Raw genomic sequence first — 17,044 nt, forward strand, 5'->3', positions numbered from 1 at the left:
GACCTCGGCGACAAGGTAACCGCCCGGCACATCGCGCAGCGCGCCGGCGCGCCGCTGGTGCCCGGCACCCCCGACCCGGTGGGCAACGCGGACGAGGTGATGGCGTTCGCCGTCGACCACGGCCTGCCGGTCGCCATCAAGGCCGCCTTCGGCGGTGGCGGGCGCGGCCTCAAGGTCGCCCGCACCATGGAGGAGATTCCGCACCTGTTCGAGTCGGCCACCCGCGAGGCGGTCGCCGCGTTCGGCCGGGGCGAGTGCTTCGTCGAGCGTTACCTCGACAAGCCGCGCCACGTCGAGGCGCAGGTGCTGGCCGACCAGCACGGCAACGTGATCGTGGTGGGCACCCGGGACTGCTCGCTGCAGCGCCGGCACCAGAAGCTCGTCGAAGAGGCGCCCGCGCCGTTCCTCACCGACGCCCAGCGCGCCCAGATCCACGACAGCGCCAAGGCCATCTGCCGCGAGGCCGGCTACCACGGCGCCGGCACCGTGGAATACCTGGTCGGCGCGGACGGCACGATCTCCTTCCTGGAGGTGAACACGCGGCTGCAGGTCGAGCACCCGGTCACCGAGGAGACCGCCGGCATCGACCTGGTACGCGAGCAGTTCCGCATCGCCGACGGGGAGAAGCTGCGCTTCACCGAGGACCCGACGCCGCGCGGACACGCCATCGAGTTCCGGATCAACGGCGAGGACCCGGGCCGCAACTTCCTGCCCGCCCCGGGCACCGTCACCGCGCTGCGCCTGCCCTCCGGGCCGGGCGTGCGGGTGGACACCGGCATCTCGGCCGGCGACGTGATCGGCGGCAACTTCGACTCGCTGCTCGCCAAGGTGATCATCGTCGGCGAGACGCGCGCCGAGGCGCTGGAGCGGGCCCGCCGGGCGCTCGACGAGATGGTGGTCGACGGCATGGCCACCGCGCTGCCCTTCCACCGCCTGGTGATCCGCGACGAGGCGTTCACCGCCGAACCGTTCACCGTGCACACCCGGTGGATCGAGACCGAGTGGGACAACACCGTACCGGCGTTCACCGCCGCCGCCGGCGCCGCCGACGAGCCGGCCGAGCGCGAGACCGTCGTGGTCGAGGTGGGCGGCAAGCGGCTGGAGGTCGTCCTCCCCGCCGGGCTCGGCGCGGGTACGGCGGCAGCCGCGCCCGCCGCGAAGAAGCCGGCCCGCCGGGGCGGCGGAGGCAAGGCGGGCGCCGCGGTCAGCGGCGACACGCTCACCTCGCCGATGCAGGGCACGATCGTGAAGATCGCGGTCGCCGACGGCGACGAGGTGGCCGAGGGCGACCTGGTCGTGGTGCTGGAGGCGATGAAGATGGAGCAGCCGCTGCACGCGCACAAGGCCGGCACGGTCAGCGGGCTCGCCGCCGAGGTCGGCGCGGTGATCACGTCCGGCGCCGCGATCTGCACCATCGCCTGAGGTGTAAGGAAGGGCCCCTTCTTAACGCCTGAGGTAGTGAAGGGGCCCCTTCTTAACAGCGCGAGGCCGGGTGGTGTGAGCCACCACCGGGGGCGGGCACGGCCCGGGGCGGGAATGATGGCCGGGTGCGGTTCCTTCACGGCGCGGTCCCCGCGCACGACCTGACCTACAACGACGTCTTCATGGCGCCCAACCGGTCCGAGGTGGGCTCCCGGCTCGACGTCGACCTGGCCACCACCGACGGGACCGGCACCACGATCCCGCTCGTGGTGGCGAACATGACGGCCGTCGCCGGCCGGCGGATGGCCGAGACGGTGGCCCGGCGCGGCGCGGTGGCGGTGATCCCACAGGACATCCCGATCGAGGTCGTCGCCGACGTGGTGGGCTGGGTCAAGCAGCGGCACCTGGTGCACGACACGGCGATCGCCCTCGGCCCGACCGACACCGTCGGCGACGCCATCCACCTGCTGCCGAAGCGGTCGCACGGCGCGGTGGTGGTGGTCGACGGGGACGGCCGGCCGATGGGCGTGGTGACCGAGGCGGACACCGTCGGGGTGGACCGCTTCGCCCAGCTCCGGCACGTGATGTCGACCGAGCTGCACACCGTGCCGGCGGACGCGGACCCGCGTACCGGATTCGACCGGCTGTCGGCGGGCCGGCGGCGGATCGCGCCGGTGGTGGACGGCGACGGCCGCCTGGTCGGGGTGCTGACCCGGCAGGGCGCGCTACGCGCCACGCTGTACAAGCCCGCGGTGGACGACCGGGGGCGGTTGCGGATCGCCGCCGCCGTGGGCATCAACGGCGACGTCACCGGCAAGGCCGCCGCGCTGCTGGAGGCCGGGGTGGACACGCTCGTCGTGGACACCGCGCACGGGCACCAGGAGCGGATGCTCCAGGCGCTGCGGGCGGTCCGCCGGCTGGACCCGCCGGTGCCGGTGGCGGCCGGGAACGTGGTCACCGCTGATGGCGTACGCGACCTGGTCGACGCCGGTGCGGACATCGTGAAGGTGGGTGTCGGGCCGGGCGCGATGTGCACCACCCGGATGATGACCGGCGTGGGCCGTCCGCAGTTCTCCGCGGTGCTCGACTGCGCGGCGGCGGCCCGCTCGCTGGGCCGGCACGTGTGGGCCGACGGCGGCGTACGCCACCCGCGCGACGTGGCGCTGGCGCTGGCCGCGGGCGCGTCGAACGTGATGATCGGCTCCTGGTTCGCCGGCACCTACGAGTCCCCCGGCGACCTGTACACCGATGCCGACGGGCGGCGCTACAAGGAGAGCTTCGGCATGGCGTCCTCGCGTGCGGTGAGCGCCCGTACGGCCGAGGACAGCGCGTTCGACAGGGCCCGGAAGGCGATCTTCGAGGAGGGCATCTCCTCGGCCCGGATGTATCTAGACCCGAACCGGCCCGGCGTCGAGGACCTCATCGACGAGATCATCTCGGGGGTGCGCAGCGCGTTCACGTACGCGGGCGCGCGCAGCCTGGAGGAGTTCCACGAGCGGGCGCTCGTCGGTGTGCAGAGCGCCGCCGGCTACACCGAGGGGATGCCGCTGCCGACGAGCTGGTGATGTTCGGTCCCGCTCAGTCGAACAACCGCCTGATCACGGTACGGGCGGCAGCCTCCGGGTCGTCGCCCACCCGTGGCGGCAGCGCGCCGGAGAGCCAGAGCGTGGCGAAGCCGTGCACGATCGACCAGGCGGCGAGCGCGTCGGCGTCCGGCTCCCGCCCGGTGTGCCGGGCCACCCCCTCGCGCAGCACGTCGCCGGAGCGGGCGCGGGCGGCGACCAGCTCCGGGTCGTCGGCCCGGTACAGCTCGGGCCGGAACATGACGTCGAAGTGCGCCCGGTGCCGCACCGCGAACCCGACGTAGGCCACGCCGGTGTCGAGCAGGTCGTCCCCGGCCTGCCGCAACGCGTCGGCGAGCAGTTCGAAGCCCTGGGTGGCGAACGCGGTGAGCAGCCCGGCCTTGTCACCGAAGTGGTGCGCCGGCGCGGCGTGCGAGACCCCGGCGCGCCGAGCCAGCTCACGCAGGCTCAGCGCGGCCGGTCCGGACTCGGCGATCGCCTCGGCGGCGGTGCTCAGCAGGACGCGGCGGAGGTCGCCGTGGTGGTACGAGGCCATGCAGTCACCCTAACTTGTCATTGACAAGATGGCACCATCGCCGCAATCTTGTCAGCGACAAGATGCTCGTCGGAGGGATCGACAATGGCACCCCTGATCGCACTGCTCGCCGGCACCGCGCTGGCCCGGATCGCCGGCCTGCTCGGCGTGGACGCCCTGGACGGGTGGCACCCCGCGCTGCGAGTGGGGCTGGCGCTGATGTTCGTGCTGACCGGCGCGGCCCACTTCGCGTCCCGTCGCGACGACCTCATCGCGATGGTCCCGCCGTCCCTGCCCCGGCCGGCCTTGCTGGTCACCGTCACCGGCGTACTGGAACTGGCCGGCGCGCTCGCGCTGCTGTTCCCGGCCACCGCGCGCCCGGCGGCGGCCGGGCTGGCACTGCTGATGCTCGCCATGTTCCCGGCCAACGTGTCAGCCGCACGGCGACGCCTCACGCTCGCCGGGCGCCCGGTGACGCCGCTCGGCGTCCGTACCGTGCTCCAGGTCGTCTTCGTGGCCGCGGCGCTGACGGTGGCCGTCGGCGGCTGACCCGAGGTCCGGGCCGGGCCGGCTCAGGCCCGGGACGGCTCCGCTTCGGCGGGCTGGGATTCCCCGGTCTCCCCGTGGCGAACTGTCGGCAGGCGCAGGCAGGCGACCAGGCCGATCAGCAGGAACCCGGCGCCCGCGAATGCCGCGTACCGGGTGGCGTCGGAGAACGCCGCCTTCGCCTCCTCGGCGATCGGCGCGGTACGCGGGTCCGCCTCCAGCCCGCCGATCGCCGCGCCGGCGCTCTCCTTGACCGCGCTGACCACCTGGTCCCGCTGGGCCGGGTCGAGGCCGGGCTGGTCGGCCAGGCGGTCGCCGAGCAGCCCGCCGAGGCCGGCGAAGAGCACGGTGCCGAGGACCGCGATGCCGAGCGCGGAGCCGACCTGCCGGGCGGTGCTCTGCAGGCCCGAGCCCTGGCCGCTGCGGCGTACCGGCACCTCGGACAGCGAGACGCCGGTGAGCTGGGCGGTGGCCAGGCCGACGCCGACGCCGTAGACGAACAGGAAGCCCACCGGCGCCCACCAGCTGGTGTCCGGCGCGACCACGAATCCGAGCCCGGCCACGCCGACCAGTTCGGCGGCGACACCGAGCTGGACCACCCGGGCCGCGCCCCAGCGCTGGGTCAGCGGCGCGCCGATGCCGCTGGCCAGGAAGCTGCCGACGGCGAGCGGCAGCAGCGCCAGGCCGGTCCGGAAGGCGCTGTAGCCGAGCACGTTCTGGAACCACAGCGGCAGCGCGAACAGCAGGCCGAACTCGCCCAGGCTGACGATCGCGGCGGCCAGGATGCCGTTGCGGAACGAGCCGATGCCGAACAGCGACAGGTCGAGCAGTGCCGGACGGCCGGCCCGGTTGCGGCGTACCTGCTGGGTCAGGAAGAGCCCGAGCGCGGCGAGCCCGAGGAGCGCGGCCACCGGCACCGGTGAGATCGACGCGGTCCAGTCCAGCCCGAAGAGGCTGAACGGCCGTTCCCGCTCCCACCAGCCGTAGGTGCGGCCCTCGATCAGCGCGAAGACCACGCCGGTCATGCCGATCACGGAGAGCAGCGCGCCCGTGAGGTCCAGGCCGCGTTCGGCCCGGTCGTCGCGGGACTCGGCCACCAGCACGAGCGTCGCCACGATCACGGCGAGGCTGACCGGGACGTTGATGCCGAAGGCCCACCGCCAGGAGTACGTGGTGGTGAGCCAGCCGCCGAGCAGCGGCCCGAGCGCTGCTGCGCCACCGATGGTGGAGCCCCAGACGGCGAACGCGATGCCCTTCTCCCGGCCGGTGAAGTTGGCGTTGAGCAGGGAGAGCGAGGTGGGCAGCATCATCGCCCCGCCGACGCCCTGGAGCACCCGGGCGGCGATGAGCGTCTCGCCGGAGCCGGCGAGCGCGGCGAGGACGCTGGCGACCACGAACACTGTGACGCCGACGAGGAACATCCGCCGCCGTCCGGACCGGTCGGCGAAGCGGCCGGCGACCAGCAGCAACGCGGCGAAGACCAGGGTGTACGCCTCCTGCACCCACTGCGCGTCGGTGGAGGTGATGTCGAGGTCCCGGATGATCTGCGGCACCGCGACGTTCACGATGGTGGCGTCCACGATGATCATCGCTACGCCGAGGCTGATGGCCAGCAGCCCGAACCAGCGTCCGCGCCCGTCGCCGCGCATGGCGCCCTCCCTTTAGCTAGATTTTCTAGCTACCCGAAGTGCTAGCTTTATCCCATGGAGGGGGTGCCGTCAACCGGGGAGCCCGCACCGGGTCCGCCGCCGAGCAGCGAGACCTCCCGGGCGCTGCGCGAGGTGCTGCGGATCGCCGGTGACACCCGGGCCGCGCTGGCCCGCCGCCTGGGCCTCAACGCGACCGACGCCGCCGCGATCCATCACCTGATCTCCAGCCCGGAGCCACTGGGCCCGGTCGAACTGGGCAACCGGCTCGGCATCCGGTCCGCCTCGGCGACCACGCTCGTGGACCGGCTGGTGCAGGCCGGTCACGTCGCCCGGGCCCCGCACCCGCACGACCGGCGTCGGCTCAGCCTCCAGGTGACCGAGAGCGGCGTGGGTGAGGTGCTGGAGGCGCTGCGCCCGATGCTCGTCGGCGTCGACCGGGCGGTCTCCCGGCTCACCCCCGAGCAGGCCGAGGCCACCACGGCGTTCCTGCGCGAGGTCACCGAGGTGATGCGCGAGTACGTCGCCACCGCCCCGGACGAGCCTCCGCGCGCCCGCGCCGACCGCGGCTGAGGAGATTCTCAGAAATAGTTTGGGCCCTGATGGTTCGGGGGCTAATCTGACGCTCGTGAACATGGGCCCGCTCGTCCGCTTCCCCGACGCCCTGCACCACGCGCCACTCGGCCGGCTGGTCTCCATCGCCGGCCACGTCGTCGAGCAGCACTGGGGGCGTTACCTCGCCGAACACCACGGGCTCACGTCCGCCGGCATGCGGGTCCTGATGATCCTCCTCCGATCCGGCGACGTGAGCCACCGGGAAATGGCCGAGCTGTGCTTCGTCCGGCCCGCCACGCTCACCGGCATCGTGGACACCCTCGAACGCGACGGCTTCGTCACCAGGCGCCGCGCGCCCGAGGACCGCCGCACCGTCCGGCTCGCCCTCACCGACAAGGGCGGCGAGCACGCCCGCACCATCATCGACATGATCCACAGCGACCGGCCACTGACGTCCGTCGACGCCGACCCGGACAAGCGGGCGGTCATCCGCGAGTTCCTGATCGAAATCATCACCGGCATGTCCGACGGAGACCTCCGTCGGTTGAACCGGGACAGCGAGTCCGACACCGAGCCGCCAACGGGGAGCCATCCGTGTTGATCCGCCTGCTCCGCACACATCTACGCCCGTACCGACGATGGCTGGTCGCCGTGGTGGCGTTCCAGTTCGTCGGCACCATCGCCTCGCTCTACCTGCCCAGCCTCAACGCCGACATCATCGACCGCGGCGTCGCCGTCGGCGACACCGACCAGATCCTGCGTACGGGCGGCTGGATGCTGCTGGTCAGCCTGCTCCAGATCGCCTGCTCGATCGCCGCCGTCTACTTCGGGGCGAAGACCGCGATGGGCTTCGGCCGCGACGTGCGGGGCGCCATCTTCCGGCGGGTGAACAGCTTCTCCGCCCGCGAGGTGGCCCGGTTCGGCGCGCCGTCCCTGATCACCCGCAACACCAACGACGTCCAGCAGGTGCAGATGCTGGTGCTGCTGAGCTGCACCATGCTGGTCGCCGCGCCGATCATGAGCGTCGGCGGCGTGGTGATGGCGCTGCGCGAGGACGTCGGGCTCTCCTGGCTGATGCTGGTCTGCGTACCGGTGCTCGCCGTCGCGCTGGGCCTGATCATCCGCCGGATGGTGCCGGGCTTCCGGCTCATGCAGACCCGGATCGACACCGTCAACCGGGTGATGCGCGAGCAGATCACCGGCATCCGGGTGGTCCGGGCCTTCGTCCGGGAGCCGTACGAGACCGACCGGTTCCGGGCGGCGAACACCGACCTGACCGCCACCGCGCTGCGGATCGGACGGCTCCAGGCGCTGATCTTCCCGATCGTGATGCTGGTCCTGAACGTCTCCAGCGTCGCGGTGCTCTGGTTCGGCGCGGCGCGCGTCGACTCCGGCCAGATCCAGGTCGGCGCGCTGACCGCGTTCCTGCAGTACCTGATGCAGATCCTGATGGCGGTCATGATGGCCACCTTCATGCTGATGATGGTGCCCCGGGCCGCGGTCTGCGCCGAACGCATCGAGGAGGTGCTGGACACCGACTCGTCGGTGGTGCCGGCGCCCGACCCGGTCACCGAGGTCACCGGCCACGGCGAGCTGGAACTGCGCGGCGCCGGATTCCAGTACCCGGGCGCGAGCGCGCCGGTGCTGCACGACATCTCGTTCCGCGCCGAACCGGGCCGGACCACCGCGATCATCGGCTCCACCGGCGCCGGCAAGACGACGCTGCTGACCCTGATCCCCCGGCTCGTCGACCCGACCGCCGGCGCCGTCCTGGTCGACGGCGTGGACGTCCGGGAACTCGCCCCGGAGGAGCTGTGGCGGCGGATCGGGCTGGTACCCCAGCGGCCGTACCTGTTCAGCGGCACCGTCGCCAGCAACCTGCGGTACGGCAACCCGGACGCCACCGACGCGGACCTGTGGGCCGCGCTGGAGATCGCCCAGGCGCGTGACTTCGTCGCCGAGATGGCGGGCGGACTGGACGCGCCGATCGCGCAGGGCGGCACGAACGTCTCCGGTGGCCAGCGGCAACGGCTGGCGATCGCCCGCGCGCTCGTACGCAAACCGGAGATCTATCTCTTCGACGACTCCTTCTCCGCGCTCGACCTCGGCACGGACGCCCGGCTGCGGGCCGCCCTCAAGCCGGTCACCGCGGACGCGGCGGTGGTGATCGTGGCCCAGCGGGTCTCCACGATCGTCGACGCCGACCAGATCATCGTGCTCGAGGACGGGGGTGTCGTCGGGATGGGACGACATGAGGAACTGCTGGAGAGCTGCCCCACGTACGCCGAGATCGTGGCGTCGCAGCAGACGGCGGAGGTGGCCGCGTGAGTGCGCCGGTACCGCAGCAGAAGAACGAACCGAAGCGGCTGCCTCCGGCCGGACGCCGGCCCGCCGGTGGACCGCCGCACATGAACATGGGCATGCCGGCCGAGAAGGCGATGAACTTCGGGCCGTCGGCGCGCCGCCTGCTGGGGCGGCTGCGGCCGTACCGACTCCAGCTCACCGGCGTGCTCGCGCTGGCCCTGGGCAGCGTCGGGCTCAGCGTCGTCGGACCGAAGGTGCTCGGCCACGCCACCGACATCATCTTCAGCGGGGTGATCGGGCGGCAGCTCCCACCCGGCACCACCACCGAGGCGGCGGCGGAGGCGGCCCGCGCCGAGGGCAACGGCAACTTCGCCGACATGCTGGCCCGGATGGACGTCATCCCCGGCGCCGGCATCGACTTCGACGCGCTGGGCCGGGTGCTGGCGTTCGCGGTGGTGCTCTACATCGGCGCGAGCATCCTGCAGTGGGCGCAGGGCTGGGTGCTCAACGGGGTGGTGCAGCGCACCGTGCTCAAGCTGCGCGCCGACGTGGAGGACAAGCTCAACCGGCTGCCGCTGCCGTACTTCGACAAGCAGCCCCGGGGTGAGCTGCTGAGCCGGGTCACGAACGACATCGACAACGTGTCGCAGACGCTGCAGCAGACGCTCAGCCAGTTGCTCACGTCGCTGCTCACAGTCGTCGGCGTACTCGGGATGATGTTCTGGATCTCGCCGTTGCTGGCGCTGGTCGCGCTGGTCGCGGTGCCGCTGTCGGTGGTGGTCACCGGCCAGATCGCGAAGCGGTCCCAGGGCAAGTTCATCGCGCAGTGGAAGCACACCGGCGAGCTGAACGGCCAGATCGAGGAGGCGTACACCGGGCACGAGCTGGTCAAGGTCTTCGGTCGGCAGAAGGAGGTCGAGGCCGCCTTCCACGCCAAGAACGAGGAGCTGTTCCGGGCCAGCTTCGGCGCGCAGTTCGTCTCCGGCATCATCATGCCGGCGATGTTCTTCATCGGGAACCTCAGCTACGTCGCCATCGCGGTGGTCGGCGGGCTGCGGGTGGCGTCGGGCTCGATGAGCCTCGGTGACGTGCAGGCGTTCATCCAGTACTCGCGGCAGTTCACCCAGCCACTCACCCAGGTCGCCTCGATGGCCAACCTGCTGCAGTCCGGCGTGGCCTCGGCCGAGCGGGTCTTCGCGGTGCTCGACGCCGACGAGCAGAGCCCCGACCCGGCCGAGCCGGCCCGGATCGCCGACCCGCACGGGCGGGTCGAGTTCGAGCACGTCTCCTTCCGGTACGACCCGGAGAAGCCGCTCATCGACGACCTGTCCCTGGTCGCCGAGCCGGGCCACACGGTCGCCATCGTCGGTCCCACCGGCGCGGGCAAGACCACGCTGGTCAACCTGGTCATGCGGTTCTACGAGCTGGACGCCGGCCGGATCACGCTGGACGGGGTGGACATCTCCACGATGCGCCGCGACGACCTGCGCGGCCGGATCGGCATGGTCCTGCAGGACACCTGGCTGTTCGGCGGCACCATCCGGGACAACATCGCCTACGGCCGCCCGGACGCCACCGAGGAGGAGATCCTCGCCGCCGCGCGGGCCACGTTCGTGGACCGGTTCGTCCGCAGCCTGCCGGACGGCTACGACACCGTGATCGACGAGGAGGGCAGCAACGTCAGCGCCGGCGAGAAGCAGCTCATCACCATCGCCCGCGCGTTCCTGGCCGAGCCGTCGCTGCTGATCCTGGACGAGGCGACAAGCTCGGTGGACACCCGCACCGAGGTGCTGCTCCAGCGCGCCATGGCGGCGCTGCGCTCGGACCGGACGAGCTTCGTCATCGCGCACCGGCTCTCCACCATCCGCGACGCCGACCTGATCCTGATGATGGAGCAGGGCCGGATCGTGGAGCAGGGCACCCACGAGCAGCTCGTCGCCGCCGGTGGCGCGTACGCCCGGCTCTACCGGGCGCAGTTCACCGGCGCGGTGATCACCGACGAGGTTCCGGCGCCGGCACCGGCCGGCCCGCCGAACGGAATGCGTGCCGGCGCCGGCACGCCGGTCGGGAACTGACGTGGACCCGGCCACAGGTCCGACACCGGTCCCCGTCCGGGTGCCTTCCCGGCACCCGGACGGGCCGGGGTCAGACCGGGAGCAGCGCCGCCGACCGGCTCGCGACCACCGCGCCGATCAGGCCCAGCGCCTGCGCGGCGGGCATCGGGTCGAGCACCCGGCCGTCGCGCAGACGCAGCGAGACCGACCCGTCGGCCGCCTCCCGGGGGCCGATCACCCCGGTGTACGGGATGCGCCTGCGGGCCGCGTCGCGGATGCGGGCGCCGAGCGAGCCGGCATGGTCCACCTCGGCCCGCAGCCCGGCCGCCTCGGCCCGGCGGGCCAGCCCGGCGGCCGCGTCGGCCTGCGCCGCGTCGAGCGGGAGCAGCAGCAACTGCACCGGGGCGTACCAGGCCGGGAACGCGCCCTCGTGCACCTCGATCAGGTACGCGAACAGCCGCTCCATGCTGCCCACGAGGCTGCGGTGCACCATCACCGGCCGTTTCCGGCGGCCGTCCGAGTCGGTGTACGACAGGTCGAACCGCTCCGGCTTGTCGAAGTCGAGCTGGACGGTGGAGATGGTCGACTCCCGGCCGGCCGCGTCCACGATCTGAATGTCGATCTTCGGGCCGTAGAACGCGGCCTCGCCCGGCGCCTCCACGACGTCCACCCCGTCGAGCGCCGCGCGCAGCAGGTCCTCGGCCCGCGCCCAGCTCGCGTCGTCGCCCACGTACCGCTGGCCCGGCCCGCGCAACGACAGCCGCAACCCGGCGGGGCGGACGCCGAGCGCGGCGTGCGCCTCGCCGATCAGCCGCAGGACCTCGCGGACCTCGTCACCGACCTGGTCCAGCGCGCAGAAGGTGTGCGCGTCGTTGAGCGAGATGGCGCGCACCCGGGACAGCCCGCCGAGCACCCCGGAACGCTCCGCCCGGTACATGCCGCCCAGCTCGGCGATCCGCAGCGGCAGCTCCCGGTAGGAGCGCCCACGGGCGCGGAACACCAGCGCGTGATGCGGGCACAGCGCCGGGCGCAGCACGAACTCGTCGTCGGCGCTCAGCCGCATCGGCGGGAACATGTCGTCGGCGAAGTAGCCGAGGTGCCCGGACAGCTCGAACAGCTCCCGTTTGCCCAGCGGCGGCGAGTAGACGTGCCGGTAGCCGGCCCGCCGCTCCAGCTCCCGCACGTACTCCTCGACGGCGTGCCGGGCGGCGGCGCCGTCCGGCAGCCAGATCGGCAGCCCGGCGCCCGCGAGCGGGTCGGAGACGAACAGCTCCAGGTCCCGGCCGAGCCTGCGGTGGTCGATCATGTCGCTCTCCTTGATCGGGTACGACCCGGAGGCGAGCAGGCCCGGAACGCCGCGAGGCCCCGGAGCGGATCGCCCCGGGGCCTCGTCGACGGAAACGTCAGTGCGGCGCGCCGGGAACACCCGGCGTCGTGGTCACTACCGCGCTGCGCATGCCCCGACCGTAGACGCGCGGACGACACCGGCGCACCTGGATTTCGGAGAGAGGGTGCGGGTCGCCGACACGGGACCTGCCGGCGACCCGCGGCGGCCCGGACATCGGGAACGGGGGACCCGACGGCTCCGGTGCCGCGTCCCGCCAACGGTACGCCGCGATCCGTCGATCCGCCGCCCCGCTCCGCGGCCCCGCCCATCCGTCACTTCCGGCCGGGTCGGCTCGTTCCACACCTACGGCCCGTCGGTGTCGCTGGTCACCGCCAGGTGGGGCCGGTGGTGGTGACGCCGGACACGGCGTCACCCTCGATCCGGTCGAACGGAGAACTCCGGCGAGGTGGCGGTCGTGGCCGAGCTCATCTCTGACGTCGCGTCGCCCATGTGGGCGTACGCGCTGCTGCTGACCCTGCTGATCGCCGACGCCTTCGTCCCGGTGGTGCCGACCCAGCTCGTCATGATCACCAGTGGGGCGCTGACCGTCTACGGCGGGCTCAGCCTGCCGGTCACCATCGCTGTCGGCGCGGCCGGCGTCTTCATCGGCGACCTGACCTGCTACCTGATCGGCCGCACCACGCCGACCCGCCGGCCGGCACGGGCCACGCCACGCGGACGGGCACGCCGGGCCGTCACCCGGGTCACCCGCGGGCTGCGCGAGCCGGGGCCGCTGGTGATCCTGCTCTGCCGGTTCGTGCCCGGCGGCCGGATGGCGGCCTGCTTCTCGGCCGGCCGCAGCCGCTACCCGTACCGCCTCTTCCTGCCCTACGAGGCGGCTGCGGCGCTCGCCTGGTCCAGTTACGGCGCGCTCGTCGGCCACCTGGGCGGTACGGCGCTGACCCACTCGGCGTGGCGGCTGCTGCTGATCGGTGGGGTGGCGGCGGCCGGGTTCGCGCTGGCCGGGTGGGCGATGACCTGGATCAGCAGCGCCCGGCAGACCCGCGCCGAGGCCACCGCCGACTCGACCGGCAGCTGACCCCCGAGCACCTGATCGACGTGAAGGAAGAACAGGCCATGAGCGACACGGCGGCGTGGCACGACGTCAAGGCCAGGGCTCGGCGAATCGATCCCTCATGGGATGACGCCGAGCGCGTGACCCGGCGCGGGCAGCTCAGAGAACAGATGCTGGCCTCGATCAACGGCGCGCAGTCGACGGGAGACCCGGCAGACGATGCGCCTTCACCCGACGGGACCTGACGCCGTTCTCGGGGATCCGGTAGGGGACGACCCGGGTAGCGAAGTGGGTGGTGGTCCCGGATCCGTCTGGGGCGGTTCCGGCGACAGGCTGACCGTATGCCTGGAACGCGGAGCAGCGGCCTGTTGGCCCTCGGCGGGATCGTCCTGGCGGCGGTGCTCGCGGTGATGGGTCACGTCGGGGTGAGCGACGATCTGGATCCCTGGTCGCTGACCGTCAGCGACTTCGCCGTCTCCGATCGGGGCGGCGTCATCGACACCGCGATGGCGGTGCTCGCGGCGGCCAGCGTGGTGCTGCTGCCGGCGCTGCGCCGGGCCGGTGCGGGCCGGGTGCCGCTCGCGCTGCTCACCGCCTGGTCGGCCGGGTTGCTGGCCGCGGCGGTGGTGCCCACTAACGAGCCGGGTACGCCGATGGACACCGCCGCGTACGTGCACCGGTACGCCTCGGTGCTGTCGTTCCTGGCCCTACCGGTGGCCGGCTGGCTGCTGGCCCGCAACCCGGTCGCGGGAGCCGCCGCCTGGCTGCGCGGCCTGACCGTGGCCAGCCTGTTGCTGGCGGGCGCGATGATCTGGTCCGCCTACCCCGGCGACCGGGCCCTGCTGGGCCTGATCGAGCGCGCGCTCATCCTCACGGAGACGGCAGTCATCACCACCCTGGCCCTGCACCTCGCCCTGACCAAAGTCGTCGATCATGCAGTTGTGACCCCGCACAGACCGGGCATACCGGTCGGATCGGGGGCCGCAACTCCATGATCGACGAAAGAAGGGGGCTACTCCAGCTCGTGGAGCATGAGCTGGCGGGCGGCCTCGGTGATGGAACCGGACAGGCTCGGGTAGATGGTGATGGTGTGGGCCAGCTCGTTGACGGTGAGGTTGTTCTCCACCGCCATCGTGATCGGCAGGATCAGCTCGCTGGCCTTCGGCGCCACCACCACGCCGCCGATCACCTGGCCGCTCGCCGGCCGGCAGAACAGCTTGACGAAGCCGTCGGCCAGGTCGTCCATCTTCGCCCGCGCGTTGCCGGACAGCGGCAGCATCACCTGGCGGGCCGGGGTCTTGCCGGCGTCCACCTCGTCCTGGGACACGCCGACGGTGGCCAGCTCCGGGTCGGTGAAGACGTTCGCCGCGACGGTACGCAGCCGCAGCGGCCGGACCGCCTCGCCCAGCGCGTGCCACATGGCGATCCGGCCCTGCATGGCCGCGACGCTCGCGAGCGGCAGCACGCCGGTGCAGTCGCCGGCCGCGTAGATGCCCGGCACGTTGGTACGGGACACCCGGTCGACAGTCACATAACCGCCCCGGGCCAGCTCCACGCCGTACTCGGCCAGGCCCAGGTCGGCGGTGTTCGGGATCGAGCCGACGGCGATCAGCGCGTGCGAGCCGGTGACCTGGCGACCGTCGGAGAGCACCACCTCCACCCCGTCGCCGACGCGGCGGACCGCCTCGGCGCGGGAGTTGTTCAGGATGCTCATGCCCCGGTTGCGGAACACCCGCTCGATCGCCATCGCGGCGTCGGCGTCCTCGTGCGGCATGACCCGGTCCCGGCTGGAGACCAGCGTGACCTTGACGCCCATGGCCAGGTACGCGCTGGCGAACTCGGCGCCGGTCACGCCGGAGCCGACCACGATCAGGTGCTCGGGCAGGTCGGGCAGGTCGTACACCTGACGCCAGGTCAGGATGCGCTCGCCGTCCGGTACGGCGGTGGGCAACTGGCGCGGGGTCGCGCCGGTCGCGACGAGCACCGTCGACGCGGCGATGGAGTACTCCTCGCCGCCGCCGGCCGGGGTGACGATCACGCGGTGGGTGTGGCCGAGCGTGTCCTCGCCGAGCCGGGCGGTGCCGGCCACGAACTCGACGCCGGCCTTGACCAGCTTGGTGTGGATGTCGGCGGACTGGGCCAGCGCGAGCCGCTTGACCCGTTCGTGCACCGCCCGGGCGTCGACGGTGACCGCCTCCAGGCCGTCGGAGTGCACGCCGAACTCCTCGGTGTCCCGGTAGCCGGTGACCACCTCGGAGCTGGCGATGAACGTCTTGGAGGGCACGCAGTCGGAGAGCACGCAGGCGCCGCCGGCCCCCTCCGCCTCGACCACTGTGACCTCGGCGTCCAACTGCGCGGCGACCAGGGCCGCCTCGTACCCGGCCGGCCCGCCGCCGATGATCACGATCTGGCTCACAGCATTAGCCCCTCGTCTGTGCTCACAGTGACTTTCTTCTCCCCGTCGGGTTCGACACGCACTGTCGTATTCTCCCCCACCCGCCAGCCGGGCTATCGTCGTCGCCGTGCGTCTCTACGCTGCTTACGGCTCAAACCTGGACCCGGCCCGCATGCGCGCCTACTGCCCGCATTCGCCGATGGTGGGTACCGGCTGGCTGGAGGGGTGGCGGCTCACCTTCGCCGGCGAGGACGTCATCGGATGGGAGGGCTCGGTCAGCACCGTTGTCGAGTCCCCGGGTGACCGGGTCTTCGTGGCGCTCTACGACATCCACCCGTACGACGCCGCGCAGCTCGACGAGATCGAGGGCGTGACCGCCGAGACGTACCGCAGGCTGACCGTGCGCGTCTCGACGCTCGACGGCGACGTGACCGCGTGGGTCTACGTGTTCGACGGTTACGAGGGCGGTCTGCCCACCGCGTGGTACCTGTCGGAGCTGGCGAACGCCGCGGAGAAGGCGGGCGCGCCGGACGACTACGTCACCGAGCTGCGGTCCCGCCCCACCGGCACCGCCTCCGCGTAGCGCGTCTCCCACACCCACAGTGTGCGCCGTGCGGCCGCACCCGCGCTCGGCGACCCCGGTACGAGGGGTGCCGGGTCACACCCGCGAGGCGGGCACGCTCCGCTCGTACATGTCGACCCAGCGCTCCTCCACCAGCCCGACGGAGCGGTAGAGCGTGACCGGTGCGGTCGGGTTGGCCAGGTCGACGCCGAGCCCGGCCCCTTCGCGGCCCTTCGCCGCGTAGACCGCGAAGGCCCGGCGCAGCAGCGCCGCACCCACCCCGCGCCGCCGGTACGCGGGCAGCACCGACAGCGTCCGCACCCACCCCCGGTCCTGGTCGAGCGCCTGGTCGGAGGACTGGAGCGCGCCGGCCGGCTCGCCGTCGACCTCGGCCAGGAACCACTCGTCCCAGACCTTCCCGTACGAGGGCAGCAGGTCCCGCCACTGCTCGAAGTCGAGCGGGTCGTGGTCGGGCGTGTCCCGGAACGCGGTGTCGTAGATCCGGTGGAACAGCCGCAGGTCGTTCTCGTCGTCGGCGCGCAGCGGCCGCACCGTCACCCCGGGCGGGGGCGCCGGCTCGGCGGGCAGGTCGGCCAGCGAGCGGCTCATCCGGATGTAGCGCTTGATCCGGGTGAACCCGGCCTCGGCCAGCTCACCGGCCCAGCGGGTCTCCGGCGCGTACACGCCGGCGCGGGCGGTGAGCGCGGGCAGGCCGCGCTCGGCGGCACGTTCGGCGACCCGCTCCAGCAGCCGCGCCAGCAGCGGCGCACGCAGGTCGGCGCCACGGTCGGGGTCGACCAGGACGTCCACCCATTCCCGGCCGACACCGCTTGGGTTGGCCAGGATCGACCAGGCCACCGCCGTACCGTCCGGGTCGGTGACCAGCCAGGAGTCCCGCGCCGGGTCGACGAACGGCGCGATCAGCGCGGACCGCACATCCTCGGCGTCGAAGTCGGGGTAGCCCACGGCGAACGTGTCGGAGGCGTGCACCACAGCCAGGATCGCGGGCACGTCGTCGAGGGTCGGGCGGCGGGCCGACCAGCCGGCGGGGAGCGTCACGG

16 protein-coding genes are annotated in these 17,044 nt (G+C 72.7%); 11 read left to right on the forward strand and 5 right to left on the reverse strand.

The genetic code is table 11. The annotated features are described in order from the left end of the window. The coding region (locus tag MCBG_RS15965) for an acetyl/propionyl/methylcrotonyl-CoA carboxylase subunit alpha (protein ID WP_043326694.1) at positions 1–1,422 on the forward strand (1,422 nt) is incomplete at its 5' end. Positions 1,423–1,547: 125 nt separating this feature from the next. Beyond that, complete coding sequence (locus MCBG_RS15970) at positions 1,548–2,987, forward strand: GuaB1 family IMP dehydrogenase-related protein (RefSeq protein ID WP_043326696.1); 1,440 nt, start codon at positions 1,548–1,550, stop codon at positions 2,985–2,987. A gap of 13 nt (positions 2,988–3,000) precedes the next feature. Here the strand turns inward: MCBG_RS15970 and MCBG_RS15975 are convergent, their stop codons facing one another. Next, positions 3,001–3,540 (reverse strand): TetR/AcrR family transcriptional regulator, encoded by a 540-nt coding sequence (locus MCBG_RS15975; protein ID WP_043326698.1) that lies wholly within the window; start codon positions 3,538–3,540, stop codon positions 3,001–3,003. 84 nt (positions 3,541–3,624) lie between these two features. On the opposite strand from MCBG_RS15975, the gene MCBG_RS15980 reads away from it, so the two are divergent. Continuing rightward, on the forward strand, positions 3,625–4,068 hold the full coding sequence (locus MCBG_RS15980; protein WP_043326700.1) for a DoxX family protein: 444 nt from the start codon (positions 3,625–3,627) through the stop codon (positions 4,066–4,068). A gap of 23 nt (positions 4,069–4,091) precedes the next feature. Here MCBG_RS15980 and MCBG_RS15985 read toward each other — a convergent pair whose 3' ends face one another. Then, positions 4,092–5,714, reverse strand: coding sequence for an MFS transporter (locus tag MCBG_RS15985; RefSeq protein ID WP_043326702.1), 1,623 nt, complete (start codon positions 5,712–5,714; stop codon positions 4,092–4,094). Positions 5,715–5,768: 54 nt separating this feature from the next. Between MCBG_RS15985 and MCBG_RS15990 the strand changes: the two genes are divergently transcribed. The 4 genes from MCBG_RS15990 to MCBG_RS16005 all read left to right on the forward strand — a co-directional run bounded on the left by MCBG_RS15990 (position 5,769) and on the right by MCBG_RS16005 (position 10,645). Beyond that, positions 5,769–6,284 (forward strand): MarR family winged helix-turn-helix transcriptional regulator, encoded by a 516-nt coding sequence (locus tag MCBG_RS15990; RefSeq protein WP_043326705.1) that lies wholly within the window; start codon positions 5,769–5,771, stop codon positions 6,282–6,284. A 61-nt stretch (positions 6,285–6,345) separates the two neighbouring features. Beyond that, complete coding sequence (locus tag MCBG_RS15995) at positions 6,346–6,867, forward strand: MarR family winged helix-turn-helix transcriptional regulator (protein ID WP_043330646.1); 522 nt, start codon at positions 6,346–6,348, stop codon at positions 6,865–6,867. Continuing rightward, the gene (locus MCBG_RS16000; RefSeq protein WP_030501234.1) at positions 6,861–8,594 is read left to right on the forward strand and encodes an ABC transporter ATP-binding protein; all 1,734 of its coding nucleotides are present in this window, start codon (positions 6,861–6,863) and stop codon (positions 8,592–8,594) included. The genes MCBG_RS15995 and MCBG_RS16000 overlap by 7 nt, the downstream gene beginning before the upstream one ends. Further along, the gene (locus MCBG_RS16005) at positions 8,591–10,645 is read left to right on the forward strand and encodes an ABC transporter ATP-binding protein (protein WP_043326707.1); all 2,055 of its coding nucleotides are present in this window, start codon (positions 8,591–8,593) and stop codon (positions 10,643–10,645) included. Before MCBG_RS16000 ends, MCBG_RS16005 begins: the two co-directional genes overlap by 4 nt. A 70-nt stretch (positions 10,646–10,715) precedes the next feature. On the opposite strand, the gene thrS is transcribed toward MCBG_RS16005, so the two are convergent. Beyond that, positions 10,716–11,930: a threonine--tRNA ligase gene (thrS, locus tag MCBG_RS16010; protein WP_043326709.1), complete on the reverse strand. Its 1,215-nt coding sequence runs from the start codon at positions 11,928–11,930 to the stop codon at positions 10,716–10,718. Positions 11,931–12,426: 496 nt separating this feature from the next. On the opposite strand from thrS, the gene MCBG_RS16015 reads away from it, so the two are divergent. The 3 genes from MCBG_RS16015 (at position 12,427) to MCBG_RS16025 (ending at position 14,021) form a co-directional block, all read left to right on the forward strand. After that, a complete protein-coding gene (locus MCBG_RS16015) occupies positions 12,427–13,050 on the forward strand; it encodes a DedA family protein (RefSeq protein ID WP_043330647.1) in 624 nt (207 codons plus the stop codon). Between the two features lie 20 nt (positions 13,051–13,070). Next, a complete protein-coding gene (locus MCBG_RS16020; RefSeq protein WP_051611232.1) occupies positions 13,071–13,271 on the forward strand; it encodes a hypothetical protein in 201 nt (66 codons plus the stop codon). A gap of 96 nt (positions 13,272–13,367) precedes the next feature. Continuing rightward, entirely contained in the window at positions 13,368–14,021 is a 654-nt protein-coding gene (locus MCBG_RS16025) for a DUF998 domain-containing protein (protein WP_043326711.1), read from the forward strand. Between the two features lie 17 nt (positions 14,022–14,038). Here MCBG_RS16025 and MCBG_RS16030 read toward each other — a convergent pair whose 3' ends face one another. Beyond that, positions 14,039–15,442, reverse strand: a complete 1,404-nt coding sequence (locus MCBG_RS16030; RefSeq protein ID WP_043326713.1) for an NAD(P)H-quinone dehydrogenase — start codon at positions 15,440–15,442, stop codon at positions 14,039–14,041. 106 nt (positions 15,443–15,548) lie between these two features. Here MCBG_RS16030 and MCBG_RS16035 point away from each other — a divergent pair, with 106 nt between their 5' ends. After that, positions 15,549–16,004 carry a gamma-glutamylcyclotransferase gene (locus tag MCBG_RS16035; RefSeq protein ID WP_030501227.1) on the forward strand — a complete coding sequence of 152 codons (456 nt, stop codon included), beginning with the start codon at positions 15,549–15,551 and terminating at the stop codon, positions 16,002–16,004. Positions 16,005–16,079: 75 nt separating this feature from the next. Here MCBG_RS16035 and MCBG_RS16040 read toward each other — a convergent pair whose 3' ends face one another. Beyond that, complete coding sequence (locus MCBG_RS16040; RefSeq protein WP_043326715.1) at positions 16,080–17,042, reverse strand: GNAT family N-acetyltransferase; 963 nt, start codon at positions 17,040–17,042, stop codon at positions 16,080–16,082. Positions 17,043–17,044 lie beyond the last annotated feature (2 nt).

The sequence above is a fragment of the Micromonospora sp. M42 genome, from assembly GCF_000568915.1.
Lineage (GTDB): Bacteria > Actinomycetota > Actinomycetes > Mycobacteriales > Micromonosporaceae > Micromonospora > Micromonospora chalcea.